The organism is Phenylobacterium sp. (assembly GCF_030693625.1).
Lineage (GTDB): Bacteria > Pseudomonadota > Alphaproteobacteria > Caulobacterales > Caulobacteraceae > Phenylobacterium > Phenylobacterium ferrooxidans.
Window position 1 is genome coordinate 115,376 of record NZ_JAUYAF010000065.1, and the last position, 23,942, is coordinate 139,317.

The 23,942-nt window shown below is 67.3% G+C and carries 25 protein-coding genes; 8 read left to right on the top strand and 17 right to left on the bottom strand.

Features of this window, described 5'->3' with window-relative positions; all coding sequences use genetic code 11:
• Nucleotides 1-50: 50 nt before the first annotated feature.
• The gene (locus tag Q8N10_RS14605; protein WP_304777298.1) at nt 51-1,703 is read right to left on the bottom strand and encodes a peptide ABC transporter substrate-binding protein; all 1,653 of its coding nucleotides are present in this window, start codon (nt 1,701-1,703) and stop codon (nt 51-53) included.
• A gap of 52 nt (nt 1,704-1,755) precedes the next feature.
• On the opposite strand from Q8N10_RS14605, the gene Q8N10_RS14610 reads away from it, so the two are divergent.
• Entirely contained in the window at nt 1,756-2,253 is a 498-nt protein-coding gene (locus Q8N10_RS14610; protein WP_304777297.1) for a hypothetical protein, read from the top strand.
• A gap of 39 nt (nt 2,254-2,292) precedes the next feature.
• On the opposite strand, the gene Q8N10_RS14615 is transcribed toward Q8N10_RS14610, so the two are convergent.
• Together Q8N10_RS14615 and oppB are read right to left on the bottom strand one after the other, a co-directional pair.
• A complete protein-coding gene (locus tag Q8N10_RS14615) occupies nt 2,293-3,201 on the bottom strand; it encodes an ABC transporter permease (RefSeq protein ID WP_304777296.1) in 909 nt (302 codons plus the stop codon).
• The gene (oppB, locus tag Q8N10_RS14620; protein WP_304777295.1) at nt 3,198-4,121 is read right to left on the bottom strand and encodes an oligopeptide ABC transporter permease OppB; all 924 of its coding nucleotides are present in this window, start codon (nt 4,119-4,121) and stop codon (nt 3,198-3,200) included. Before oppB ends, Q8N10_RS14615 begins: the two co-directional genes overlap by 4 nt.
• A gap of 113 nt (nt 4,122-4,234) precedes the next feature.
• Here oppB and Q8N10_RS14625 point away from each other — a divergent pair, with 113 nt between their 5' ends.
• Entirely contained in the window at nt 4,235-4,645 is a 411-nt protein-coding gene (locus tag Q8N10_RS14625) for a TIGR01244 family sulfur transferase (protein ID WP_304777294.1), read from the top strand.
• Here Q8N10_RS14625 and Q8N10_RS14630 read toward each other — a convergent pair.
• Nucleotides 4,642-4,845, bottom strand: coding sequence for a hypothetical protein (locus tag Q8N10_RS14630; protein WP_370690195.1), 204 nt, complete (start codon nt 4,843-4,845; stop codon nt 4,642-4,644). The genes Q8N10_RS14625 and Q8N10_RS14630 overlap by 4 nt on opposite strands.
• Before the next feature lie 110 nt (nt 4,846-4,955).
• On the opposite strand from Q8N10_RS14630, the gene Q8N10_RS14635 reads away from it, so the two are divergent.
• On the top strand, nt 4,956-5,855 hold the full coding sequence (locus Q8N10_RS14635; protein WP_304777293.1) for an MBL fold metallo-hydrolase: 900 nt from the start codon (nt 4,956-4,958) through the stop codon (nt 5,853-5,855).
• A 9-nt stretch (nt 5,856-5,864) separates the two neighbouring features.
• Here the strand turns inward: Q8N10_RS14635 and Q8N10_RS14640 are convergent, their stop codons facing one another.
• From Q8N10_RS14640 to pdxH, 8 genes are all read right to left on the bottom strand, one after another.
• The gene (locus Q8N10_RS14640) at nt 5,865-6,032 is read right to left on the bottom strand and encodes a hypothetical protein (RefSeq protein WP_304777292.1); all 168 of its coding nucleotides are present in this window, start codon (nt 6,030-6,032) and stop codon (nt 5,865-5,867) included.
• Between the two features lie 89 nt (nt 6,033-6,121).
• The gene (locus Q8N10_RS14645; protein WP_304777291.1) at nt 6,122-7,159 is read right to left on the bottom strand and encodes an HWE histidine kinase domain-containing protein; all 1,038 of its coding nucleotides are present in this window, start codon (nt 7,157-7,159) and stop codon (nt 6,122-6,124) included.
• A gap of 105 nt (nt 7,160-7,264) precedes the next feature.
• Entirely contained in the window at nt 7,265-10,051 is a 2,787-nt protein-coding gene (locus tag Q8N10_RS14650; protein WP_304777290.1) for a long-chain-fatty-acid--CoA ligase, read from the bottom strand.
• A gap of 113 nt (nt 10,052-10,164) precedes the next feature.
• Nucleotides 10,165-11,604, bottom strand: a complete 1,440-nt coding sequence (locus Q8N10_RS14655; protein WP_304777289.1) for a sulfatase-like hydrolase/transferase — start codon at nt 11,602-11,604, stop codon at nt 10,165-10,167.
• A 71-nt stretch (nt 11,605-11,675) separates the two neighbouring features.
• Nucleotides 11,676-12,113 carry a response regulator transcription factor gene (locus Q8N10_RS14660; protein ID WP_304777288.1) on the bottom strand — a complete coding sequence of 146 codons (438 nt, stop codon included), beginning with the start codon at nt 12,111-12,113 and terminating at the stop codon, nt 11,676-11,678.
• A gap of 33 nt (nt 12,114-12,146) precedes the next feature.
• Nucleotides 12,147-12,539, bottom strand: coding sequence for a hypothetical protein (locus tag Q8N10_RS14665; protein WP_304777287.1), 393 nt, complete (start codon nt 12,537-12,539; stop codon nt 12,147-12,149).
• Between the two features lie 85 nt (nt 12,540-12,624).
• Nucleotides 12,625-14,118: an AAA family ATPase gene (locus Q8N10_RS14670; protein WP_304777286.1), complete on the bottom strand. Its 1,494-nt coding sequence runs from the start codon at nt 14,116-14,118 to the stop codon at nt 12,625-12,627.
• On the bottom strand, nt 14,115-14,780 hold the full coding sequence (pdxH, locus tag Q8N10_RS14675; RefSeq protein WP_304777285.1) for a pyridoxamine 5'-phosphate oxidase: 666 nt from the start codon (nt 14,778-14,780) through the stop codon (nt 14,115-14,117). The genes Q8N10_RS14670 and pdxH overlap by 4 nt, the downstream gene beginning before the upstream one ends.
• Nucleotides 14,781-14,877: 97 nt before the next feature.
• Between pdxH and Q8N10_RS14680 the strand changes: the two genes are divergently transcribed.
• The 4 genes from Q8N10_RS14680 (at nt 14,878) to Q8N10_RS14695 (ending at nt 17,763) form a co-directional block, all read left to right on the top strand.
• Nucleotides 14,878-15,570 (top strand): DnaJ domain-containing protein, encoded by a 693-nt coding sequence (locus Q8N10_RS14680; protein WP_304777284.1) that lies wholly within the window; start codon nt 14,878-14,880, stop codon nt 15,568-15,570.
• Nucleotides 15,571-15,603: 33 nt separating this feature from the next.
• On the top strand, nt 15,604-16,725 hold the full coding sequence (aroC, locus tag Q8N10_RS14685) for a chorismate synthase (protein ID WP_305336866.1): 1,122 nt from the start codon (nt 15,604-15,606) through the stop codon (nt 16,723-16,725).
• A 190-nt stretch (nt 16,726-16,915) separates the two neighbouring features.
• Nucleotides 16,916-17,425 carry a response regulator gene (locus Q8N10_RS14690; protein WP_304779959.1) on the top strand — a complete coding sequence of 170 codons (510 nt, stop codon included), beginning with the start codon at nt 16,916-16,918 and terminating at the stop codon, nt 17,423-17,425.
• Between the two features lie 110 nt (nt 17,426-17,535).
• Complete coding sequence (locus Q8N10_RS14695) at nt 17,536-17,763, top strand: hypothetical protein (protein WP_304779956.1); 228 nt, start codon at nt 17,536-17,538, stop codon at nt 17,761-17,763.
• Between the two features lie 64 nt (nt 17,764-17,827).
• On the opposite strand, the gene Q8N10_RS14700 is transcribed toward Q8N10_RS14695, so the two are convergent.
• From Q8N10_RS14700 to queC, 5 genes are all read right to left on the bottom strand, one after another.
• Entirely contained in the window at nt 17,828-18,214 is a 387-nt protein-coding gene (locus tag Q8N10_RS14700; protein WP_304779954.1) for a VOC family protein, read from the bottom strand.
• A 33-nt stretch (nt 18,215-18,247) separates the two neighbouring features.
• Complete coding sequence (locus Q8N10_RS14705) at nt 18,248-18,820, bottom strand: TetR/AcrR family transcriptional regulator (RefSeq protein WP_304779951.1); 573 nt, start codon at nt 18,818-18,820, stop codon at nt 18,248-18,250.
• A gap of 97 nt (nt 18,821-18,917) precedes the next feature.
• Nucleotides 18,918-19,289 carry a 6-carboxytetrahydropterin synthase gene (locus tag Q8N10_RS14710; RefSeq protein WP_304779949.1) on the bottom strand — a complete coding sequence of 124 codons (372 nt, stop codon included), beginning with the start codon at nt 19,287-19,289 and terminating at the stop codon, nt 18,918-18,920.
• Between the two features lie 35 nt (nt 19,290-19,324).
• A complete protein-coding gene (queE, locus tag Q8N10_RS14715; RefSeq protein WP_304779946.1) occupies nt 19,325-19,957 on the bottom strand; it encodes a 7-carboxy-7-deazaguanine synthase in 633 nt (210 codons plus the stop codon).
• A complete protein-coding gene (gene queC, locus Q8N10_RS14720) occupies nt 19,954-20,676 on the bottom strand; it encodes a 7-cyano-7-deazaguanine synthase QueC (RefSeq protein ID WP_304779944.1) in 723 nt (240 codons plus the stop codon). The genes queE and queC overlap by 4 nt, the downstream gene beginning before the upstream one ends.
• Before the next feature lie 380 nt (nt 20,677-21,056).
• Between queC and Q8N10_RS14725 the strand changes: the two genes are divergently transcribed.
• Nucleotides 21,057-23,765, top strand: a complete 2,709-nt coding sequence (locus tag Q8N10_RS14725) for a TonB-dependent receptor (protein ID WP_304779941.1) — start codon at nt 21,057-21,059, stop codon at nt 23,763-23,765.
• Nucleotides 23,766-23,942 lie beyond the last annotated feature (177 nt).

Sequence of the window (23,942 nt, forward strand, 5' to 3'; positions counted from 1 at the left end):
TGGGACGCCGCGCCTCTGAGCACGGCCACGCCGAAACCGAATCCCTGATGTCAGCCGGTCGTCCGCGGCATGCAGAGCCAGCGCGACCGGTGGTGATCCACCAGGTTGTCCTTCCAGCCGGTGATCTTCGGCGAGACCAGGTTCTTGTTCACGTAGAAGAAGACCGGCGCCACGGTGGCGTCGTCCAGCATGATTTGCTCGGCCTGGGCGAGGTAGCCCGCGCGAAGGTTCACGTCCGGCTCATTGTCGGCCTTGGCCAGCAGGGCGTCGAACACCGGATTCTTGTAGTCGCCATAGTTCTGCGATCCCGTGGAGGACTGCTGCAGATAGAGGAAGCTCATGGCGTCGTTATAGTCGGCGATCCACGCGGCGTCGGCCACCTGGAAGTCCCGAGAGCGATAGGCCGCATAGGCGATCTGGGTCTCGTTCTGCATCAGGGCCGTATCGACCCCCACGGCCTTCCAATCGGCCTGGACCGCCGGCATGAAGAGCATCGGATCAGGGCTGTTGCGGTGCTTGATCTCGATCTTCAGCGGGTTCTTGGGACCGTAGCCCGCCTCCGCCAGCAGGCGACGGGCCTCGGCCTGACGCTTCTCCAGCGACCAGGTGGACCAGACCGGCGGCGCGGCGGGGGTGTAGTTCGCCACGCCCGGGGGCACGAAGGTATAGGCCGGGGTCTGGCCCCCGCGCAGCAGCTTGCCGGTGATGAACTCCCGGTCGATGGCCATGTCGAGGGCCAGGCGCACGCGCTTGTCCTTGAAGGCGGGCACCGAGGCGTTGAAGGCCAGGTAGGCGACGCCGAGATAGGTGTTGGTGTGGACGTATTCCGGCATCCGCTCGCGCAGGAAGGCGATGCGGTTGGACTGGATGTCGGCGTTCATGTCGAGTTCGCCGCGCAGGACGCGACGCTCGGCGCCGATGGCGTCATTGGTGGGATAGTAGTTGATCTGATCGATGCAGACGTTGGCCGCGTCAAAGAAACGCGGGTTCTTCACCACGCCGACGTGGTCCCCCAGGGTCCAACTCTTCAGCATGTAGGGACCGTTGGAGACGTAGTGACCCGGCTGACTCCAGGCGTCGCCCCACTTCTCCACCACGTGCTTGGGCACCGGCAGCATGGTCTGATGCTTGGCCACCTCGGTGATGTAGGGGGCCGGGTGCTCCAGGGTGATCTCCAGCACCCTGGGCGAGACGGCGCGCGCGCCCAGTTCGGCGCCCGGCAGCTTGCCCTCGTTCACTGGCTGGGCGTTCTTGATGAAGTAGATCAGCGAGGCGTATTCGGCCGCCGTCTTCGGATCCAGGATGCGGCGCAGGGAGAAGACGAAGTCGTCGGCGGTGACCGGGACCCCGTCGGACCAGACGGCGTCACGCAGATAGAAGGTCCAGGTCTTGCCGTCGGGACTGCTGGTCCAGCGCTCGGCCATGCCGGGAATCGACTTGCCGTCGATGTCCGACGTCGTCAGCCCGACGATAAGGTCGGAGATGATGCGGTCTTCCCAGGTGCCGGTGGATTTGTGCGGATCCAGGCTGGCGGGTTCGGAGCCATTGCCCACCTGCAGACAGACCTTGCCGGCTGGACAGGCCGGGCGCGAGACCTTCTGGGAGCAGCCGGCCGTGGCCAGGAGCGAAAAGGCGGCGAGCGCCAACATCATCGGCTTGCCGCGCGACCGCAGCGCCTTATCAATGCGGGATATCGAGATCATGGGGCCACGGATGACACAGTTTCCCACGCGCTTAAAGCTGGTGGCCCTCGGTATGGCCGCCTTTGCCCTCTCCAGCGCAGCGTCAGCCGCCGAGCCCCGGGCCGCGGCGCGCACGGCGACCTTCCAGAACCTGATCGACTGCAAGGGCAAGACCGAGGCCGCCGAGCGGCTGGCCTGCTACGACGCCGCGGTCTCCAGCCTGGACGTGGCCGAGAAGCAGGGCGACATCGTCGTGGTGGACCGCGAGCAGGCCCGGGCCGCGCGCCGTCAGGCCTTCGGCTTCACCCTGCCCTCCATGGCGATGTTCGATCGCGGCGAGAAGCCCGAGGATCTGGACCGGGTGACCACCGCCGTGGTTCGCGCCTATCAGGGGGGCGACCGCCGCTGGACGGTGGAACTCGAGGGCGGCGCGGTCTGGGCCCAGAACGACAGCGAGATTCTCGCCCGCCCGCCCAAGGCGGGCTCCAAGGCCGAGATTCGCAAGGCGGCCATGGGCTACTTCATGAACCTCGACGGCCAGCGCGCGGTCCGCGCCCGGCGGGTCAGATAGGGGAGCGGTCCTTCTCCCTTGCGGGAGAAGGATTCGTGATCACCGGTCCTTGGGATCGATCGCGTCGCGCAGGCCGTCGCCGATGAAGTTGAAGCTCATCAGGGTGATGACCATGGTCACCGACGGGAACACCAGCAACCACCAGGCCAGCTCCATGTCCTGGGCGCCGCCGGCGATCAGGGTGCCCAGGGAGGCCATCGGGGGCTGCACGCCCAGGCCCAGGAAGCTGAGGAAGCTCTCGGCCAGGATGACGGCGGGGATGGTCAGGGTCACATAGACCACCACAGGCCCCAGCAGGTTGGGCACGATGTGCTTGGTGATGATGGAGCCTTGGGTCAGGCCCGCAGCCCGGGCCGCCTCGACGAATTCCTTGTGCTTCAGCGACAGGGTCTGGCCGCGCACGATCCGGCTCATGGTCAGCCACTCCACCGCCCCGATGGCGATGAAGATCAGGATGATGTTGGAGCCGAAGGTCACCATCAGCAGGATGACGAAGAAGATGAAGGGCAGCGAATAGAGGACGTCGACGATGCGCATCATCACCTCGTCCACAACTCCGCCGACAAAGCCCGCCACCGCGCCCCAGGCAACCCCGATCACCAGGGAGACCAGGGTGGCGATGAGGCCGATGGACAGGGAAACCCGCAGGCCCATGAGCAGCCGGGCCAGCAGGTCGCGGCCAAGCGAGTCGGCGCCCAGCAGGTGGCCGCCGGTCAGCGGCGCGGCCCAGACGTCGTTCTTGTTGATCTGATCGTAGGCGAAGGGGGTCACATAGGGCCCGATCAGGGCCACCAGCACCAGGATGGCCAGCATGATCATGCCGCCCACCGCCCCCCAGTTGCGCAGCAGGCGACGGCGCGCGTCGTCCCACAGGCTGCGGCCCTTGACGGCGGTCTCCATGAGGGCCGCGCCTTCGCGCGAGCCGGGAGCGAGGATAGGAGTGCTCACGACAGCCTCACGCGGGGATCGAGGACCGCATAGAGCAGGTCGGCGACCAGGTTCAGGAACAGGATCAGGGCGGCGTAGAAGATCACCATGCCCATGACGACGGTGTAGTCGCGCTGCAGGGCGGAAATCACGAAGAACTTTCCGAGCCCCGGCAGGTTGAAGATCTTCTCCACCACCAGGGAGCCGGTGAGCAGGCCCGCGCAGGCCGGGCCGAGGTAGCTCACCAGGGGCAGGATGGCGGCGCGCAGAGCGTGCTTAAACACCACCCGGTGGGCCGGAAGACCCTTGGCCCGCGCCGTGCGGACATAGTTGGAATGCAGCACCTCGATCATGCCGGCCCGGGTCAGGCGCGAGATGATGGCGATCTGAGGCAGGGCCAGGACGGTGATGGGCAGAATCAGGTTCTGGATCGCCCCGTCGTTCCACCCGCCGTTGGGCAGCCACTGCAGGATCGAGCCGAACAGCAGCACCAGCAGCGGCGCGGTGACGAAGGTGGGGATGCAGACTCCGATGATCGCCACGCCCATGACGCTGAAGTCCACCCACCCGTTCTGCTTCAGCGCCGCCAGCACCCCCAGGGTCACGCCGATGGCGCCGGCAAGCGTGATGGCCGAGAGGCCCAGGGTGAGGCTGACCTTGTAGTTCTCCTGCAGGATCTGCAGGACGGTCTTGTCCTTGTATTTCAGGGACGGCCCGAAATCGCCCTGCAGCACGCCCTTGAGGTAGTCGGCGTACTGCTCGCCCAGCGGCTTATCCATCCCGTACTTGGCCATGACATTGGCCTCGATCTCGGGCGAGAGCTTGCGGTCCATGTCGAACGGGCTGCCGGGCGCCGCGCGCATCATGAAGAAGGCGAGCGTGACGACGAGGAACAGCGTCGGGATGGCCACGAGGAGTCGTCGGCCTATGAAACGCAACATGGATTTGGAAGCTCAAGGTGGAGGGCGTTTTGACGGCCGGGCGTTGCGAAAGTTTCATCGCCCCCCGATGATGTCAACGAAGGGCCTCCTCCCACCTCAAGTGAAGTCAGACCATGACCGAATTCCGACGCGTCACCGACCAGCTCTCCGTCAGCCCACAGATCGGGTTGGATGACCTGAAAAGGGCCGCTGACCTGGGGTTCAAGCTGGTGATTAACAACCGTCCCGACGGCGAGGACCCGGCCCAGCCGAGCAGCGCGCAAGTCGAGGCCGCCGCCAAGGCGGCGGGGCTGCAATACGCCTACATCCCGGTGCGCGGCGGTCCGACCCAGGACCAGGTGGCCGAGGAGCGCTCGATCCTGGAAAACTCAGAGGGTCCGGTGCTGGCCTTCTGCCGGTCAGGCACCCGCTCGATCATCACCTGGTCGCTGGGGGAGGCCATGGACGGCGCGCGCTCGCGCGACGAACTGGTGGAGCTCGGCCATCAGGCCGGCTACGACCTCAATGGCGTCCTCCCAGCCTAGCCTGGATAGGAGATGGGCACGCGGACCGCGCCAAGAAGGGCCGGTTCGTCGGGCTCGCAGCTGGCCATGGTCAGAATCAGTTGCGCCGTCATGAGACACATCAGGGCGAAGACCACCCGCTGAAGCCGTTTTGAAACAAACATCACCGCCTGCGCCGCCATAACCGCCTCACAATCCTGAACTGAGGCGCTGCTGCGCAAGGTCGGCGCCGGGAGTCGATAAGCGCCGCCCTTTTCTTTAGTCTGTCGCGTGACGGTCGCCTGAATCGGTACCCACTTCAGGCTGTCACGCTCCCAAAGGAGACCGCTCGATGATTCCCTACGTCCGCGAGATCAAGTTCGACTACGGCAAGGCTGACCAGGTCTCCCCCCTGATCCGGCGGGTGGTGGCCAACAATCCCGGTCCCTTCACCTATCTGGGCACCGGCACCTACATCATCGGGCGCGGCGAGGTGGCGGTGATCGACCCCGGTCCGGACATGGACGAGCACCTGGAGGCCATCCTGGGCACCCTGGAGCCGGGCGAAAAGATCACTCACATCCTGATCACCCACCACCACTCCGACCATTCGCCCCTGGCGGGACCGCTGAAGGCGCGGACGGGGGCGACCATCTACGGCTGCGCCGTGGCCGAGATCCCGGTGGACGACAGCGGCGTGCGGATGGAGGCGGGCGCGGACTTCGGCTTTTCGCCGGACGTCAGCCTGTGTGGCGGTAGTCAGGTGCTGGAGGGGCCAGGCTGGACGCTGGAGGCGATCGCCACTCCGGGTCACACCTCCAACCACATCTGCTTTGCGCTGAAGGAAGAGAACGCGCTGTTCTCCGGCGACCACATCATGGGCTGGTCGACAACTGTGATCACGCCGCCGGACGGCGACATGACAGATTACATGGACAGCCTGGACCTGGTGAAGGCGCGCGACTTTTCCATCCTATGGCCGACCCACGGGCCGCCGGTCACCGAAGTGGCGCCGTTCATCGACGCCTATATCGCTCACCGCCGGGCCCGCGAGGCTCAGGTGCTGAAGGCTGTGACCGAGGGCCATGGCCGAATTCGGGAGATGGTCCCGGTGCTCTATGCCGACGTTGATCCCAGGCTCCACCCCGCGGCGGCGCGCTCCGTGCTGGGCCACATGATCGACCTGGTGAAGCGCGGCCTGGTGACCACCGACGGCAAGCCCGGTCCCGACAGCGACTACCGCCGCGCCTGACGCCGAACCTCAGGCGGCCTTGCCTGGCTCCGACTGGCGAACCGGGGCTGCCTCCAGGTGTTTGCGGGGCGCCGAATTGGAATAGAGAGCGCCCCATCCCAACACGAGGATGAAGCTCAGGAAGGCGGTGATCACGCCGCCGAGATAGATCTGCTGGATCAGGCCGATGTCAGGCATTGGGGTCTCCTTTGGACCCCAGGTTGGCGGACCGGGCGGCTGGCGCCTTTGAGCTAGATCAAGTTTGCCGCCGCTTCGTGCGGCGGGCCCTACTGCCCGGGGTCGGCCGACAGGTCCAGGACAAGCGCCTCTTCCCGGGTGGAGAGCGGCAGGTGGATCAGGCATCTCAGGCCCGACGGATTGTACTGCACCTCCGCCCTCCCCCCGTTCTCCTCGGCGAAGGTGCGGGCCAGGAGCCGGGTTCCGAAACCCCGGCGGGTCGGGATCGCGACCGCGGGCCCGCCATGCTCTTCCCAGAGGAAAGTCAGGTGCCGACCGCCGGCGCCGTCGTGGGCCAGGTTCCAGTCAATCCGCACCGACCCGTCGGGGGTGGTCAGCGATCCGTACTTGAGGGCGTTGGTGGCGAGTTCGTGCAGGGCCAGGGCCATCGAGACGGCCTGCGGCGGACTTAGTCGCACGTCGGGGCCATCGAAGACGATGCGGCTCTCTTCGCCGGCGTGGGGGGCCAGGGCCTTGCGTACGATGGTGTGCAGGTCCGCGCCCGCCCAGTTTTCGTCCACCAGCACCCGGTGGGCCTCAGAGAGCGTCAGCAGCCGTCCAGCCAGATCACCGCGGGTTTCGCTGCTGACCTCCCGGCCCCGCAGGGTCTGCTCGGCGATGGATTGCACCGTGGCCAGGGTGTTGTTGATCCGGTGGTTCAGCTCATTGAGCAGCAGCACCCGCTGCTCGTCCGCCCGCTTGGCGGGGGTCTCGTCACGCATGACCTTGAGCAGGCAGGTCAGGTCCGGGTCGCGCATCAGCATTGTCATGCCGTTGGCCCAGAAGCGCCCGCCGTTCTTGCTCACGTGCCAGCGGGAATCCTCGGCCCGACCATCGCGCAGCGTGGTCGCGAGCTCGATCTTGTCCTCCCCCGCCGACCGGTCGGACGGGGTGAAGAGCAGGGAGAAGTTCGATCCGACGATCTCCGCCTCGGCATAGCCGGTCATCCGCTCAGCGCCCGGACTCCAGGAGGTGATGGTCCCGTCGAATTCCATCGTCAGGATCGCGTACTCGACGGCGTGCTCAATGATCGCCGCTGCGAGCCGGTTGTCGCGAATATCGATGCGTCGCGGGGGCTGGAGGGTCATTGGCGTCCAAGGGGCGAGCGTTGCGTCGCTCCAACGGGCCGCCTCTCTATTCGTTGCGCCTTCGAGCCCCTTCGTTGGCTGTCGCTCCCGAAATCCCGGCGCGGATCAGCTCCGCATCGCCCCGATCAGCTCCGTCACCCGGGCGCAGTTGGCGCCGAGGTCGGAGACCGGAACGCGGCCGATGGCGCGGACATCGATGCGCGAGCCCTGGGGCGCGGGCAGGACCCGGACCACGACATCATTCTTCAGACCGAAGGCCAGGCTGCGGCCGGTGGCCTCAATGCGGCCGGTGGCCGGATCGTCGGTCACCAGGGCGAGGCCTGCCTGTTCGACGGCGGCCTTGGCCTGGGCGTATGCCTGCCCCGGCGCCTGGGCCAGGACCAGCGGCCGGGCATCGGCGCAGGTCTCGGCGTTGATATCGGCGATGCGGCGGCCGGCATAGGCGAAGGAGTCCAGGGGCCGCATCGGATCGGCCTCCACCATGATCGCCTCGGGTCCCCGCTCGCGCATCATCTTCTGCGAGAAGGTGAGCGGCATGGTCCAGTCGGTGGAGACGTCATTGATGGGGGGATTGGTGATCTGGGCCTGACGGGCCCAGAGATAGCCGCCAAAGGTCGCGCCGCAGAGGATCAGCACCATCAGGGCGCGGGCCCAGTAGCGGCCGAAGCCCGCGAACAGGGCGATGATGATCCCCAGCAGGCCCGCGGCCACGGCGATCATGGTCACCTTGGGCGCCCATTCCAGGGCGATGACGCCCAGGCCGGTCTTCCAGTCCATCAGGCCGTAGCGGGTGCCCAGCATGCCCGCGCCCACCATCAGGGCCGGCGTCAGGGCCACCAGGGTCGCCAGGTTCAGATAAAAGCCCGCGAAGCCGTCGCCCTTGCGCGTCTTGGTCCGGCGCGGGACCAGGGGCGCCCCGAAGGGCTCCTCGTCGGAGGACGAGCCGAAGGTCAGGGGCGCATGGGCTTCGGGCGGCGGGATAGCCGAGGCGCGCGTCTCCGACGCGGGCTCAGCGGGAAAAGGGGCGATGGCCTCCGCCTGGGCCTCCACGGCCGCAGCGTCATCCAGGGTCGGCGTCAGGACCGTAAGTCCGGAATAGCTCTCCTCCTGGGTGGGCCTGGCCGCGGGAGACCAGCCGGCGTGGTCCTCCTGCGGCGCGGGCTCGGCGTGGGCGTGAACCTCCGGTGCGGGAGGGGTCTCAGGCTCCGGCGCGTAGATCTTCGGCTCGGGCGGAGCGGCCAGGGCGATGGTCGAGGCGGCGGCCGCAGCGGCGGTGGGCAGGACATAGTCGGCCATCCGGGTGCGGATCAGCTTCTTGTCGATCTTGCCGGTGGCGCCCAGGGGGATGTCTTCGACGAAGACCACGTCGTCGGGCATCCACCACTTGGCGATCTTGCCTTCCAGGAACTGGAGGAACTCTTCCTTGGTGGCCTCCTGGCCAGGCCGCAGTTTGACCAACAGCAAGGGCCGCTCGTCCCACTTGGGGTGGGCCATGCCGATGACGGCGGCCAGCTCGGCCTTGGGATGGCCGGCGGCGATGTTCTCGATCTCGATGGTGCTGATCCACTCGCCGCCGGACTTGATGACGTCCTTGGCGCGGTCGGTGATCTGCATGAAGCCGTGTTCGTCCAGGGTGGCGACGTCCCCGGTGTCGAAGAAACCCTGGTCGTCGAGGATCTCCCCGCCATCGCCCTTGAAGTACTCGCCCACCACGAACGGGCCCTTCACCAGCAGCTTGCCGAAGGTGTGGCCGTCACGCGGCAGGTCTTGGCCCTCGTCATTGGTGAGCCGCAGGTCGATGCCGAGCGGCGGGCGGCCCTGCTTGAGCTGGAAGCGCAGCTGGTCCTCGGCGTCCATGGCCGCGATCCGATGGTTCGGCGTCGCCTGGGTGCCGAGCGGCGAGGTCTCGGTCATGCCCCAGGCGTGGGTGACCGCCACGCCATAGTCGTCGCGGAAGGCCCGCACGATGGCCTCGGGCACGGCCGAGCCGCCGATGACGACGCGCTTGAGGCTGTTGAGGGTCCCGTTGGTGTCGCGCAGGTGGGTCAGCAGCATCTGCCAGACGGTGGGCACAGCGGCCGAGAAGGTGACCTGCTCGCTCTCCAAGAGTTCGTGGATCGAGGCGCCGTCCAGCTTGGCGCCGGGCATCACCAGCTTGGCGCCCACGGCGGGCGCGGAGAAGGCCACGCCCCAGGCGTTGGCGTGGAACATGGGCACCACCGGCAGGACGGTGTCCGTCGCCCCGATGCCGAGCACGTCGGCGCCCATGGTCACCAGGGTGTGCAGGAAGTTGGAGCGGTGGCTGTAGAGCACACCCTTCGGATTGCCCGTCGTGCCCGAGGTGTAGCAGAGGCCCGCCGGCGAATTCTCGTCGAAGCCGCCCCAGACGGCGTCCTCGGACACCTGGCTCAGCAGGCTCTCATAAGAATGGGCGCCGGGCAGGCCGGCGGTCATGTGGGCGTCGTCGGTGAAGACGATGATGTGCTGGACGGTGGGGATCTGGTCGCGGATTCCGGCCAGAATGGGCAGGAAGGTGAGGTCGGTGAAGATGACCTTATCTTCGGCATGGTTGATGATGTAGACGAGCTGCTCGGAGAACAGCCGCGGATTGAGGGTGTGGCAGACCGCCCCCATCCCCATGATCCCGTACCAGGCCTCGATGTGCCGGGCGGTGTTCCAGGCCAGGGTCGCGACGCGGTCGCCCGGCTGGATGTTCAGGCCCCTCAGGACGTTGGAGACGCGCTTGGCCCGCGCATGGACCTGCGCATAGGTGGTGCGCACCATGGGACCTTCGACGGAGCGCGAGACGATCTCGCGGTCGCCGTGCCAGGACTTGGCGTGATCGATGATCCGGTCGACCGTCAGCGGCCAGTCCTGCATCCTGCCTTGCATCGAAACGCGTCCTCCACTGCGGCCTCTGAACGGGCGCGCGACAGGCTAGTTTTTGCCGGGCTCCGACGCAACGCCGCGCCCTTGTGACGCGAGGGTTTTGGTGAAGAATTGCGTCAGAGGTGCGAGGCCGGCCAGCGTCCGGTCCCGCCATTGTCGATCAGCAGGCCGGTGAGGGTGCGGTCGGTGTGCTGGGCGCGCCAGGTGAGCATCGCCTGGGCGTGGGCGAGGATGACACCGGTATCGGTAACCGGCGTCCGCCAGGTGGGGTCCGCGGCGAGGTCGAAACAGAGCCATGCGCCGTCGCCGAACTGTACATAGGCGGCCTCCTCCGAGCGCAGCACCGCCAGATTCTGCTGCTCCAGCCGCCGGTCCCACGGCCAGGCCTGGACGCCCTTGGCGATGTTGGAGCCGCGCCAGTCGAATTCCCAGTGGGCGGCGGCGCGCCAGTGGGGCGGGTCCTCGCCCGCAAGGAAGGGCGTCAACGGCAGGCCGTCACACTGGTCGGGGACGGGCAGGCCCATGGCCTCGCAGAGCGTGGGCAGGAGATCCACGTTCTCGGTGAAGCGGTCCACCACCGCGCCGTGGGCGCGGGGCTGGCGCGGGTCCCGGACGATATTCAGGATGTGGTAGCTCTCCTCGAAGAACCCCGCCTTCTGGATCAGGCCGTGGTCGCCCAGCTGCTCGCCGTGGTCGGCGGTGACGACGATGAATGTGTCCTCCCACTGGCCGGACGCCTCGAGGGCCGCCCACAGGCGTCCGAGTTGGTGATCGACCTCGCTGACCATGCCGAAGTACTGCGCCCGGAGCTGGGCCATCTCCGTCGGGTCCTCGGGCGCGCCAATGGCGCGGCGCAGGCCATCGTGCAGCCGGTGGCGATCTTCAGCGGGCGCGATGGGCGGCGCCATGTCGGCGGGGTCGTACATCGTCGCGAAACGCCCCGCCGCGCCATAGGGCGGGTGCGGTCGAAGCTGGGACAGGTGGGCGAACCAGGGGCCCTCCTGGGCGGCGATCCAGTCCAGCAGAACGTCGGTGTGATAGGCGGACAGGCTGTGCTCGGCCGGGCGACCCGGCTCGCCGCCGACCGCGCCCTCATAGTCGTCCGGGACCTCGTGGCCCAGGCCGCGCAGCCAGTCGACCCAGACGCCGGGATTGTGGGTGGCGAAGTTCAGCCCCACCTCGAAGCCCGGCAGCACGCCCTCCCAGGACCTAAGGCGCGGGTCTTCGGGGCCGGTGACGTCCCGGGGGTCCACCGCCTGGTCAGTGTAGCCGAACAGGGTTGGCCTATAGCCGGCCCTGCGCGCCGCCTTGGCCACATTGTCCCACCGCCGGTCCAGGGGCGTGCCGTTGGCCACCACCCGATGATTGAGCTGGTAGGTCCCGGTGTAGAGGCTGGCCCGGCCCGGACTGCAGGGGGCGGCCTGGCTGTAGTGGCGGGCGAACCGCACCCCCTCGCGGGCCAATCTGTCGAGATGCGGCGTCTGCACGATCGGATGGCCGGCGCAGGCCAGCGCGTCGCCGCGGAACTGGTCGAGGGTGATGAAGAGGATGTTCACGACGCGCACAATGGCCGCAGCTTCACCGCCAAGGGAAGCGGAGGTTGTCCCGCGATCAGTCCTCGCGGGCGCTAGACCATCGCCGTGCGGAGGGACTGGGCGGCGAGCGGCGGGGCGGGCGGGGCGTGACGGCGGAACTGGCGGGCGACGCGCTCCAGCACATCAGCACCGCTGAAGGGCTTGGCCAGGCAATCCCGGGCGCCCAGCGCCACCGCCCGCTGGATGTCCTCCGCGGACAGTTTCTTGCCCATCACCAGGACTGGGAAATGGATCCCCTCGCCGCGCGGATTAAGGGCGCGCAACACGTCGAAGCCGTCCATCTCCGGCAGGTTCAGCTCCAGGATCATGGCGGCCGGACGCGCTGTCTTCACGGTCTCCAGGGCCGAGGCCCCGGTGCGAGCGACGAAGGTGTGGCAGCCGGCGAGGTCGAAGCGAATCTGCAGCAGCTCGAGCACGGTGCGGTCGACGTCGCAGATCAGGATCCTGCGGCCCTGGCTCTCGAGGTTCATCGGCGCGCGCCTTTGAGGGTCGGGACGGAGGGGTCAGAACAGGTCAAGGTCGCCCGCCTCGTCGCCGTCATTGATGCCCTTCTCCTCGCCGCCCAGGGCGCTGAACATGCGGTCGGCCAGGGCGCCCAGGGTCATCCCGCCGAGCGCGTCCTCCACCGAGGCGGTCACCTCCTCAGGGATTCCAGCGCTGAGGTGACGGGCGAAGGTCGAGAGACTGGTGAGCTGCTGGCCCAGCAGATCGACCGTGTGCATGCCCTCCACCAGCTTCTCGCGGTGTTCCGGCGGCAGGATGGTCATCAGTTGGCCGATGAGGACGTCGAGCTTCATGCAGCGGGCGCCGGCCAGTTCGATCTCCCAGGCCAGGACGCCCACCATGCTAGACACGCTGGCCTCGAGCACCTCCGCGGTCTGTTGCTGCGCGCCCATAACACCGATCTCCGAGTTGTGCGGTGAGCCTTGGGTGCTCTTGACTAACGGAGAATGAATCCAGGGGCCTCGCGCGCAGGGGCGATCACCCGCGGGCGTAGCGGATCGACCAGGCCTCGGCGGAGTCCGCGGCGGGACCTGAGGCGTCGACGTGGGTCCAGGTCACCTCGCCGATGTCGCGGTCGAGCTGCATCTGGAGGGTGGCCCGGGTGGCGTCCGACGCGTCGCCGCTGCGGCCGTCGATGCGAGTGGCGAGGATGTCGGGCGCGGCCTCCAGCCAGACGCCATGGAAGGCCACGCCCAGCTCGGCGGCAAGCGCCTGCGCGCGGGCGCGCAGTTCCGGTTGAATGAAGGTGGCGTCCAGGACCACGGCGCGGCCGGCGGCCAGCAGGGCGCGCGCATCGGCGAACACCGTGTCGTAGACGTCCTGGTAGAAGGCCGGGGAATAGACGGCGCTGGAGAGCCTGGCGTCCGGGGCCACCCCCAGCAGGCGCTTGCGGATTTCGTCGGTGCGTAGAACCACCGCGCCGGGCGAGGCCCCGAGGCCTGGCGCGATCAGGCGGGCGAAGGTGGACTTGCCGGCGCCGGAGAGCCCGCCGACCGCCGCCAGGCTGGGCGCCACCGGTGTCAGGTGGGCGATGGCGGCGTCGAGGTAGGCGACAGCGCCAGCATCGTCGCCGCTATAGGCGCAGACATGGGCGCGGACGGCGGCGCGGACCGACAGCATCAGCGGCAGGGCGGCCATGCCGGCCCGCAGTTCATCGCCCCAGCTCCGGGCCGCCTGGTCGAAATAGGCCGACAGGGCGCGGACGGCGGCGTCTGACCGCCTGCGGAACTGCAGGTCCATCAGCAGGAAGGCCAGGTCATACTGGACGTCGATCTCCGACAGCACGTCGTTGAACTCGATGCAGTCGAAGAGGATGGGGCGGCCATCCTCCAGCAGGATGTTCCCCAGATGCAGGTCGCCGTGGCAGTGGCGGCCGAACCCAGCGGCGCGGCGGGCGTCCAGCAGGGGCTCCAGGCGGTGGTACTCGGCCTCGGTGGCGGCAGCCGCCTGCTCGACGCGCTCGGCGCCCAACCGCGCGGCCAGGCCCCTCAGCAACTGGGCGTTGGAATCGATCGTGTATTTCAGCGCCTTGCCGCCGCCGCCATTGGGACGGATGGGCGCATCGGCATGGAAGCCGGCCACCGTGCGGCCAAGCGCATCGGCCAGGGGCCCGTCCACCGCCCAGGGCTGGGCCGCCAGGACCGCGTGCTCGTCGAAGCGGCGCATCTCCAGGGCGAACTCGACGGTCTCGCCGGCGCCGTCCAGCTCCAGGCCGCCATCGGGCGCCCGTGTCACCCTGCGGACAGCGCGGTAGATGTCGGAGGCCGCCGCGCGGTTGAAGCTCAGCTCACGCTCGAGCGCCCAGTGGCGCAGGTCCAGGGTGGAGTAGTCGAGGTAGCCCAACTCCACCCGGCGCTTGACCTTGAAGGCCAGCTCGCCGGCCAGATAGACCCGGGCGCAGGCGGTCTCGATGGCGCGGTCAGCCTGGGCCTCGAACCAGGCGGCGACCTCGGCTTCCTGCGGATCGGTCAAGGATAGAGCCGCTGGGTGGTCCAGCCCGAGCCTTCGCGGACGAAGACCAGGCGCTCGTGCAGGCGGAAGGGGCGATCGCGCCAGAACTCGATGCTGTGCGGCGTGATGCGGAAGCCGCGCCAATGCGGCGGGCGTGGCACCTTGCCGAGGCCGAACTTCAGGCCGTACTCGGCGATGCGCTTTTCCAAGGCCAGGCGGTCGGGCAGAGCCTGCGACTGCTGGGAGGCCCAGCCGCCGATCTGGGCGGGCCTGGCGCGGGTGGCCCAATAGGCGTCAGCCTCGGCCTCGGAGACGTGGGAGACGGGACCGCGCACACGGACCTGCCGGCGCAGCGACTTCCAGTGGAACAGCAGGGCGGCCTGCGGATTGGCCGCGAGCTCGCGGCCCTTGGCGCTCTGTTCGTTGGAATAGAAGACAAATCCGCGCTCGTCGGCGTCCTTCAGCAGCACCATGCGCACGTCGGGAAGGCCGTCGGCGTCGGCGGTGGCGAGAGCCATGGCGTTGGCGTCGTTGAGCTCCTTGCCCAGGGCCTCAGCCAGCCAGGTGTTGAAGAGAGCGATCGGGTCCTCCTCCGACAGCAGCGGAAGCGGCGCGGCCTCCGTGACGCTGCGGACGTAGTCGTCCTCGGTCGGTGAGGCGGGGATGGCGGGCTTGTCGGTCATGGCCCCGCATATAGCGCAGCCGGTTTCCGGCGTCAGGGCTTAACCCCCCATTGACCGCGTCTTCCTAAGACTGTCGTCGATGACTGCGGCGAACTCCATGACGATGAGCGCGAAACGGGCGCGCGAGGTGCTGGGCGCAGGCCCCCTCGCCGGCCCCGCCGAACTGCGCCGCGCCTTCCGCGAGGCTGCCAAACGCGCCCACCCTGACAGAAAGGGCGGCGACGCCGAACGCTTCCGCGAGGTCGTGGAGGCCTATCACATCCTGCAGACCGCCCCGGTTCCCCGCGACCGGGTGAGCCAGCCGCCGGCCACGGTCAGCCGTCCTGTCGTCAGCTCGCCGACCCTTTCGGTCCCGCCCCTGATCGCCATGACCGGCGGCAAGGTGGAGCATCGTCTCTCGGACGGTCGCCGGGTGAAGATCGAGCTGCCCGCCGGGATGCGGGCCGGCGACACCGTCCGCGTAGGCGAGGCCGAGCTGGAGGTCGCCATACGCGGCGATGGCGAAATGCTGGTGCGGGGCGACGACCTCTGGATCACCGTGAAGATCGAGCCGCGCCTGCTGGCGGAAGGGGGCCGCATCGCGGTGGAGACGCCGCTGGGCCGGCGCATCGTCTGGCTGACCAAGAAGGCCGGCGAACGCGGGCTGATCCGCCTTGTGGGCCAAGGCCTGCCGACCCGGGGCCGTCACCGCCAGGGTCACCTGTTCCTGCGCCTGGCCGCCGACAGCGCCACCGGGGATTCCGCCGCCCGCGCCCAGCTTCGGCGCTTCGCCGCGGCCTGGGCGGCCTAGCCATAGTCACAGCGCGCAGTTAGAAGCGCCGGCATGTCGCACAACAGCTTCGGCCATCTGTTCCGCGTGACCACCTGGGGCGAGAGCCACGGTCCGGCCCTGGGCTGCGTGGTCGACGGCTGCCCGCCCAACATCAAGCTGACCGCCGAAGAGGTCCAGGTCTGGCTGGACAAGCGCCGGCCGGGCCAGGGCAAGTTCGTCACCCAGCGCCAGGAGCCGGACGCGGTGAAGATCCTGTCGGGCGTGTTCGCCGACGAGCGCACCGACGGCCAGGTCACCACCGGCACGCCGATCTCCATGATCATTGAGAACGTCGATCAGCGCAGTCGCGACTATTCCGAGATCGCCCAGGCCTTCCGCCCCGGCCATGCCGACTACGCCTATTTCGCCAAGTACGGGGTGCGGGACTATCGCGGCGGCGGACGGGCCTCGGCCCGCGAGACCGCCGCCCGTGTGGCCGCCGGCGCCGTGGCCCGCAAGATCCTCGACGGTGTGACGATCCGCGGCGCCGTGGTGCAGATCGGGCCGCACGCCATCGACCGTTCGCGTTTCGACTGGGACCAGACGACCGAGAACCCCTTCTGGTGCCCCGACCCTGCGATGGTGTCGGTCTGGGAAGACCACCTGGAGGCCGTCCGCAAGTCCGGTTCCTCCACGGGCGCCATTGTCGAGGTCGAGGCCACGGGCGTGCCCGCCGGCTGGGGCGCGCCGATCTATGGCAAGCTGGACGCCGAACTGGCCGGCGCCCTGATGTCCATCAACGCCGCCAAGGGCGTGGAAGTGGGCGCGGGCTTCGCCTCGGCCGCCTTCTCCGGCGAGGAGAACGCCGACGAGATGCGGATGGGCAATGAGGGACCGCTGTTCCTGTCCAACAGCGCCGGCGGCATCCTGGGGGGCATCTCCACAGGACAATCGGTGGTGGCGCGCGTGGCCTTCAAGCCCACCTCCTCCATCCTCTCCCTGCGCCAGTCGATCAACGAGGCTGGCGAAGACATCGACCTGCGCACCAAGGGCCGCCACGACCCCTGCGTCGGCCTGCGCGCGGTCCCGGTGGTGGAGGCCATGACCGCCTGCGTCCTGGCCGACGCCTACCTGCGGCACCGGGCCCAGACGGGTGGCGGCGCCCACTTGCCCGGTAAAGTAGCAGACCGCTGACGCTTAGCTTCAGCGCGCGGCCTTCGGCGACCCCTCACGCTCCGAATTGTTTTGTTCCGTCAGGGATTATTGCCCGTTGACCGAACGCGTTCGACGCCGGTATCTGAGCGCCTTCCGCGCCGTCGATGACGACACCCCCATCGACTCAAGGCCAGTTTTCTAGGTTAGATTGTAGGGCGAACACCACCCCGTGCGGCTTGAAGTCCTCAAGATCCTGATCGTGGACGACAACCACCACATGCGGGTGCTGTTGTCGGAGGTTCTGCGCGCGGTGGGCCTGCAGAACATCTATGAGGCCGGCGACGGGGCCGAGGCCCTGCAGCAGATGCGGGCCCATCCCATCGACATCGTCATGACAGACCTGGCCATGGAGCCCCTGGACGGCATCGACTTCGTGCGGCTGCTGCGCAATTCCCCCGACAGCCCCAACCAGATGGCGCCGGTCATCATGATCACCGGCCACTCCACCATGCGCCGAATCAGCGAAGCCCGCGACGTGGGGGTCAACGAGTTCCTCGCCAAGCCGCTCACCGCGCGCGGTGTGCTGGACCGGCTGCAGAAGATCATCGACCACCCGCGCCCCTATGTGCGGACCGACGACTATTTCGGACCCGACCGCCGCCGCAAGGTGGACCCGAATTACGACGGTCCGCGCCGCCGCGCCGTCGACGGGCCCGCGCCCCGTGCGCTCAGGCTCTAGAGTCTTCACTGTCGCGTCGCGGCCCGCGCGCTCAACAGTCCGGCGAGCCGCCTAGCCACCATTTGGTATCAATTGCAGGTTAACCCTGGCGGGCCAGTCAGGGACCCAGCATGACCATCGTCCGCACCGCCGCCACCGCCGCCCTCCTCGCCGCGCTCGGCCTCTCCCAAGCCAGCTGCATCGCCATGGCCGCCGGCGCCGTGGTTGGCACCGCCGTGGGCGTCACCGCCAGCGCCGTCGGCATGACCGCCAAGGGCGCGGGCATGGTGGTGGGCGCGGTGATCCCTGGCGACGGGAAGGACGAGGACGAAGAGCGCGACGACCGCAAGCGGCGCTGAGCCTGGCCAGAAGACCGGCTTGTCCCGCTGAAGATCTCCCTCGCCGATCATCCGGGCGCCGGGTTCAGCCCCAGACCGCCGGCTGGAACAGTTCCACCAGGTTGCCCGACGGGTCCTCGGCGAGAATCTGAGATCCCCCGGGACCGGTGACGATATCATTGCGGAACGTCACACCCTCGCCCCGCAGGCGATCGACCTCGGCGGCCAGGTCCTCGACGATGATCTGGAAGCGCGTCCATCCGCCCGGCTCGGGCTGGCGGCCGTCGGGCATGGCCCGACCGGCCGAGCTGGCCTTGCCGCTCAGCAGCAGGCGCAGGGGACCGCGCTCCACGGCCGCGAAGGCGGGCGAGGCGTTGGGAAGCCGGCTGAAGCCCATGAGGCCGACATACCAGTCGGCGGCCTCCTGCACGTCGCTGACCATGTACCGTACGTTCACAACGCTCTCACTCATGGGATCCTCCAGGGGTTGGCACGAAGACTGGGGTCATGGCGCGAGGGTGCGCCGAAGCACGTGTTGCAGGGCGCCCTGAATGGCCGCGCGGTCGCCGCCTCCCGCGACGGCGTCGGCCGCCTCGTGGATCACGGCGTACAGCAGGCGTCCCGTGGCGTCCGGATCGACCGGCCCGAAGGCTTCGGCCTCCTGGCCAGCGCGGATCACGGCGGCGAGCCGGTGGATGGCGTGGTCGGCCAGGGGCCGGCGCTCGGCGAAGTCGGAATGGAAGACGGCCTCACCCACGCCGCGTCGGGAGAGGGTGAACTCGATGAAGGCCAGGGCCTGGGACTCCACGAGGCCAGGCCAGTCCACCGGGCCCTCGACCTCGGTGGGCAGGGGGTAGGCGGTGTCGAACTGGGAGACCAGCCGCTGCCGGATCGTCTCCAGCAGGTCGTCCCAGGTGGGGAAATAGAGGAAGAAGGTGCCCTTTGCGACGCCCGCCTCGCGGACCACGTCCTCCACCCGCGCCCGGCCACCATTGGCCTGCAGCAGGCGTTCGGCGGCCTCGACGATCTCGAGCTTCCGAGCCTCTGGATGAAGCCGCCGCCGCGGAGGTCTGCTCATGGGGCCCTTCCTGATGACCGACAGTCATTAACTAATGACCGCGGGTCAGTGTCAAGGGGCCGTTGCTTGCAACCCGCTCGCCTGACTGCACAGGGGCCTAGAGGTTCAGCGCGCAGCTTTCGCTGATGGTGGGACGCGAGACCACAATGCGGCACAGGCCGGGGAACGGGGCCTTCAGGCGCTCTGCGAAGTAGAGGCAGAGGTGTTCCAGGGTCGGGCGTTCGAGGCCGGGCTTCTCGTTGAGCAGGCCGTGGTCCAGCTCAGCGGCCACGGCGCGCAGGGCGCTGTCCAGGTCGGCGAGGTCGGCGACCCAGCCCACCGGCTCCTGCGGCTTGCCGCGCACGGTGGCCTCCACCTTGAAGGAATGACCGTGCAGGCGCGAATAGGGCCGGTGCTCGGGCCCATCTTCAAAATAGTGCGCCGCATCGAAGGTCGCGGCCTTGGTGATCTCGAAAATTGGAGCGGTCATCAGCTGTCTTTGGCGTCGCTGAGCGCAGTCGCGGCTCAGGGAATGCCGAGATATTTGTGGGTTTGGACGCTTAAACGCCACTGGGGGTGGGCGAGGCAATAGGCGATCGCCGCCTGGGTGTTTTCCAGGCGCGCCGGACCGTCCATCGGCTGCAACAGGAACCGCTCGAAATCCCACGATGCGAAGGTGGCCGGATCGACATTGGCCTGCGGGAAGACCAGTTTCAATTCCTGCCCCGTGCGCTGCACGACCGGCGCATGGGCCTTGGGGCTGACGCAGATCCAGTCCACGCCGCTGGGGGCGGCCAGGGTGCCGTTGGTCTCCAGCGCGATGGTGAAGCCCCGCCCATGCAGGGCGTCGATCAGGGGCGGGTCCAGCTGCAGCAGGGGCTCGCCGCCGGTGCAGACCACCAGGCGGTTGTCCGGACCGCCCGTCCACCGGGCCGCAACCGCGTCGGCCAGGGCCTCGGGGGTCGTGAAGCGTCCGCCCCCCTCCCCGTCCATACCCACGAAGTCGGTGTCGCAAAAGGTGCAGACGGCGGTGGCGCGGTCCTGTTCCCGGCCGCTCCAGAGGTTGCAGCCGGCGAACCGGCAGAAGACGGCTGGGCGGCCCGCCTGCCCTCCCTCCCCCTGCAGGGTCAGGAAGATCTCCTTGACCGAATAGGTCACTGGACGAGTTCCGGCCGGCCGGCGGCCACCCATTCGTTCCAGCCCCGCACCCGCAGGTCGCAGGCCGGGCAGTCGCCGCATCCGTGGCCCCAGGCGTGCAACTCGCCGCGTTCGCCGCGGTAGCAGGTGTGGCTGTCGGCGACGATCAGCTCGACGAGAGCCTCGCCGCCCAGGGTCTTGGAGAGCGCCCAGGTCTGGGCTTTTGTGAGCTTCATCAGCGGAGTTTCGATGACGAAATCCTGGGCCATGCCCATGTTCAGCGCCGTCTGCAGGGCGTCCAGGGTGTCACGGCGACAGTCGGGATAGCCCGAGAAGTCGGTCTCGCACATGCCGCCCACCAGGAAGCGGGCCTTGCGCCGATCGGCCAGCGCGGCGGCATAGGTCAGGAACACCAGGTTGCGCCCGGGCACGAAGGTGTTGGGCAGGCCCTTCTCCGTCACCTCGAAGGCGCGCTCGGTGGTCATGGCCGTCTCGCCCACCGCGCCAAAGCCGGTCAGATCGATGACGTGGTCGTCCGCCAGCTTGCCGGCCCACTGGGGGAAGCGTTGCAGGAACCCGGCGCGCACCACCTGGCGCTGGGCCATCTCCACGGCGTGACGTTGGCCGTAGTCGAAGCCGACGGTCTCGACATGGTCGTGGCGCTCCAGGGCCCAGGCGAGGCAGACGCTGGAGTCCTGGCCGCCGGAAAACAGCACGAGGGCGCGGGTGGGTTGGCTCATCGGCTCCATATGCGTCAGAGGCGGCAAAATCGAAAGGCCGGCGCGACCGTGGGCCGCGCCGCGGGGCGCGCCCCGGCGCCGGCCCGAGGGACCGGTTCATCGTACGAGCGGTCAAAAATTCGCCCATCCCTTGAGAAATCAGGCCTTCATGCCGCTACGGAAGGTTCAAAGACCCTTGGTATTTGCGCCACATCGCCGCCAAAAAACGACCGACTGAACGCTGTTCACCTATCGCTGAGCGTTGACAGACTCTTTGTCGCGGCGTGACCGTCACCTCTGCTGGGACAGCCGCCGCGGGTTCCAGGCCAAGATCTTTGCGTGGCGAATGCTGACAGACCGGACCGGCGTAGAGAGTCCGGCTGTCATGGGAGGATAATTGAATGTCCAAAACTCTGCACCTGCGGAGCCTGCTGGTTGCTGGCGCATCCGTGGCGGCCTTTACAGCAATGGCCTCGCCAGCGTTCGCCCAAGCCACAACGACCATTGAAGAGCTGGTGGTCACCGCTGAGAAGCGGGAGCAAAGCCTGCAGGACGTCCCCATCGCGATCTCGGCCTTCACCAGCCAGCAGCGCGACAAGGTCGGCATCAGCACGGTGCAGGACCTGACCAATTTCACCCCAGGCTTTGTCTACCAATCTGCAAACGACCGCGCGAGCATGCGAGGCATAGGCCGCCTCACCAACGTCCACTCGGTCGACGGCGCTGTGTCGATCTACATTGACGGCCTGTTCACAACCTCGACAGTGCTGGCTGGCGGCCCGCCTTTGGATGTGGATCGGGTCGAGATTTTGCGGGGCCCTCAGGGCACGCTCTACGGCCGCAACGCGATCGGCGGCACCGTCAACGTCATCTCCGTGCGGCCGACTGAGGACTTCTACGCGGAGGTACGGGGAATTGCGGAGAATTATGAATTTACAAACTTCCAGGCTGCGATTTCGGGTCCAATTGCGGACGGCCTGAGGTATCGGGTTTCAGGCTACAAGCTCGACCAGCGGGAAGGCTACTACGAAAACGTCAATGGCGGCCCTTCCGAAGGCAGCAAACGTGACGAGTATCAATACCAACTCCAATTGGAAGCCGACCTCGGCGAGAACGCTGAACTCTGGGCCTCCTACAAGACCCTGGCCTGGCACAACCGGGGCGGCCCCGGCGCCCGTGCCGGCTTCCTCAATGGGCCCAACGAGTCAGGTCTCCTCGATCCGAATTTCCCGATCGTCTACAATTCGGCATTTGGCTATACGAACGGGATCGTGCCGGGCAGCCTTGTGCAGTTCAACGGCGGCACAAACACCACCAATCCAGCGCTGACTGACTCTCACAAGTTCAACACAAACATCACTCAACGCGTCCGCTTAAGCGATGTGAACTCATTCACGACGCAGTTCGTCTACCATGCGCCGAGTTTCGACATTAAGTATGTGGGCGGCATTCAGGAGTACAAATACGATCTTTACGGCGACACAGACGCCACCAACGTCCAGTCCTACCAAATCCCGCTCTCGCCCGGGTCTCTTTGCGGCAACGTCGGCGCCTTGTTCGCCGCCGGCCTCTCGACGGTCAACTGCGGGCCGCTGACCGTCAACGCCAACAATGGCTATCACTACTTTGAATATCCTAAGTGGTATAGCAACGAGATCAATATCTCCTCGACGACGGACGGACCCGTTCAGTGGATTGTGGGAGCGTTCGACTATCAGGAAAAATACACCGGCACAGGAAGCACCGCCGACTTCTACCTTGTCGGGCCCAGCAACCTGAGAACGCCAGTGCTCGGCGCAGCGCAAAATCCGGACCAGTTCTGGTCGACCGGCACCTACGCCCTCACCACGCAGAGCCGGGCGCTTTTTGGGCAGGTTGACTGGGACGTCACCGACACCGTGAAGCTCACGGTGGGCCTCCGGTACACCAAGGACAAGAAGTTCGGGACTGAGAACCGCCGCATCGTTTGCAACTCTGATGCTTGCTATCCAGGCCTCTATCCGGCCCTCGGACTTAGCGGTTTTGGCCCAGGAACGGCGGCGAACTACGGCAGCCTGCTGGGCAACATCAACGCTCTGCCTGCGGTCGGCGCGGCCTTGGGCCTCGGCGGCGCCCTGAACGGCCTCGCCGGTCTGGGCAACGGCGCCTTTGACCTGACCGACACCCTTGCGCCAAAGAGCACCTCGGGACTCATCAAGGGCGTCACCAGTCCTTCGGTCTGCACGGCCGGGGTCTGTCGCCAGTACACCATCAGCAGCGCGACGGGCATCGCCAGCCGTGAGCTGAGCGACACCTCTGACGCCACGACCGGGACTGCTGGGTTGCAGTGGCAACCGGACGACGACACGATGGCCTATGCTCGCTACAGCCGAGGCTATAAGGCGTTCGGCTTCTCCGCCGGTGGTTTCCTTGCTGTGCCCAAGGCCGATGCCGAGTTCGCAAATGCCTACGAGATTGGGGTCAAGAAGAATTTCCCGACTCTCCAACTGAACGCCGCCTTGTTCTACATTGATTATCGAGACCTTCAGGCGCCGGTCACGATCAGGGTAGGCCCAACTAACGTCGGCCAGTTCGTGAACATTGCTAAGTCGCGTTCCAGCGGGCTGGAGTTGAGTGCGATTTGGCAGCCAGCGCCGCCAATTCGGTTGACCTTGGATTACGGCTACAACCCTACCAAAATCCTGGAGAGCGTATCGCTCGTCGACGTCAACGATAACGTCACCACGACGGCAGTCAGTGTTAAAGGAAACAAGCTCCCGCAAGCGCCCGAGCATAAGGTCGCGTTGAACGGCGCCTATACGTTCGACATGGACGCTGGCGCCCTCACTCTAGGGGCGACCTACCTTTACCGCAGCGAGTCCTACGCCAATGTCTTCACGCGCAGCTACAACATGGCGCCTTCTTGGGACCAGGTAGACCTCCGCGCGTTCTGGCAGCCGTCCGGCGGCAAGTACACCGTCATCGCTTATGTCAAGAACGTCTTTGATACTGAAGGCTACGCGGCGGCGGTCGCCGGGTCCCAGCGCAACCCCCCGGCCACCGGGGCCGCCCAGAACCTGGAACTAACGCCGCCTCGGCTCTTCGGCATGGAGCTTCAATACCGCTTCTAAACGAACTCTATGAACTGAAGGGGCGGCGGGGAAACCTGCCGCCCTTTTTCTTGGCCGCAGTGCGGAAACGCCCCGGTGCACGCAGGCTGCACGCCAATTTCGAGGCTCGGTATGACCCGCGGACGCGGCCACCTCCCGGATTGGTCAAGCTTTCTCAGGAATTAACAGGGCAACCAA

Coding starts and splice junctions, on each gene's coding strand:
- Q8N10_RS14705 (WP_304779951.1), bottom strand. CDS start 18,820: ATGAGCAGACCTCCGCGGCGGCGGCTTCATCCAGAGGCTCGGAAGCTC.
- oppB (WP_304777295.1), bottom strand. CDS start 4,121: ATGTTGCGTTTCATAGGCCGACGACTCCTCGTGGCCATCCCGACGCTG.
- Q8N10_RS14725 (WP_304779941.1), top strand. CDS start 21,057: ATGTCCAAAACTCTGCACCTGCGGAGCCTGCTGGTTGCTGGCGCATCC.
- Q8N10_RS14610 (WP_304777297.1), top strand. CDS start 1,756: ATGGCCGCCTTTGCCCTCTCCAGCGCAGCGTCAGCCGCCGAGCCCCGG.
- Q8N10_RS14605 (WP_304777298.1), bottom strand. CDS start 1,703: ATGATCTCGATATCCCGCATTGATAAGGCGCTGCGGTCGCGCGGCAAG.
- Q8N10_RS14645 (WP_304777291.1), bottom strand. CDS start 7,159: ATGACCCTCCAGCCCCCGCGACGCATCGATATTCGCGACAACCGGCTC.
- Q8N10_RS14660 (WP_304777288.1), bottom strand. CDS start 12,113: ATGAACCTCGAGAGCCAGGGCCGCAGGATCCTGATCTGCGACGTCGAC.
- Q8N10_RS14710 (WP_304779949.1), bottom strand. CDS start 19,289: ATGACCGCTCCAATTTTCGAGATCACCAAGGCCGCGACCTTCGATGCG.
- Q8N10_RS14700 (WP_304779954.1), bottom strand. CDS start 18,214: ATGAGTGAGAGCGTTGTGAACGTACGGTACATGGTCAGCGACGTGCAG.
- Q8N10_RS14640 (WP_304777292.1), bottom strand. CDS start 6,032: ATGCCTGACATCGGCCTGATCCAGCAGATCTATCTCGGCGGCGTGATC.
- Q8N10_RS14695 (WP_304779956.1), top strand. CDS start 17,536: ATGACCATCGTCCGCACCGCCGCCACCGCCGCCCTCCTCGCCGCGCTC.
- Q8N10_RS14665 (WP_304777287.1), bottom strand. CDS start 12,539: ATGGGCGCGCAGCAACAGACCGCGGAGGTGCTCGAGGCCAGCGTGTCT.
- Q8N10_RS14625 (WP_304777294.1), top strand. CDS start 4,235: ATGACCGAATTCCGACGCGTCACCGACCAGCTCTCCGTCAGCCCACAG.
- Q8N10_RS14635 (WP_304777293.1), top strand. CDS start 4,956: ATGATTCCCTACGTCCGCGAGATCAAGTTCGACTACGGCAAGGCTGAC.
- Q8N10_RS14680 (WP_304777284.1), top strand. CDS start 14,878: ATGACGATGAGCGCGAAACGGGCGCGCGAGGTGCTGGGCGCAGGCCCC.
- pdxH (WP_304777285.1), bottom strand. CDS start 14,780: ATGACCGACAAGCCCGCCATCCCCGCCTCACCGACCGAGGACGACTAC.
- aroC (WP_305336866.1), top strand. CDS start 15,604: ATGTCGCACAACAGCTTCGGCCATCTGTTCCGCGTGACCACCTGGGGC.
- queC (WP_304779944.1), bottom strand. CDS start 20,676: ATGAGCCAACCCACCCGCGCCCTCGTGCTGTTTTCCGGCGGCCAGGAC.
- Q8N10_RS14650 (WP_304777290.1), bottom strand. CDS start 10,051: ATGCAAGGCAGGATGCAGGACTGGCCGCTGACGGTCGACCGGATCATC.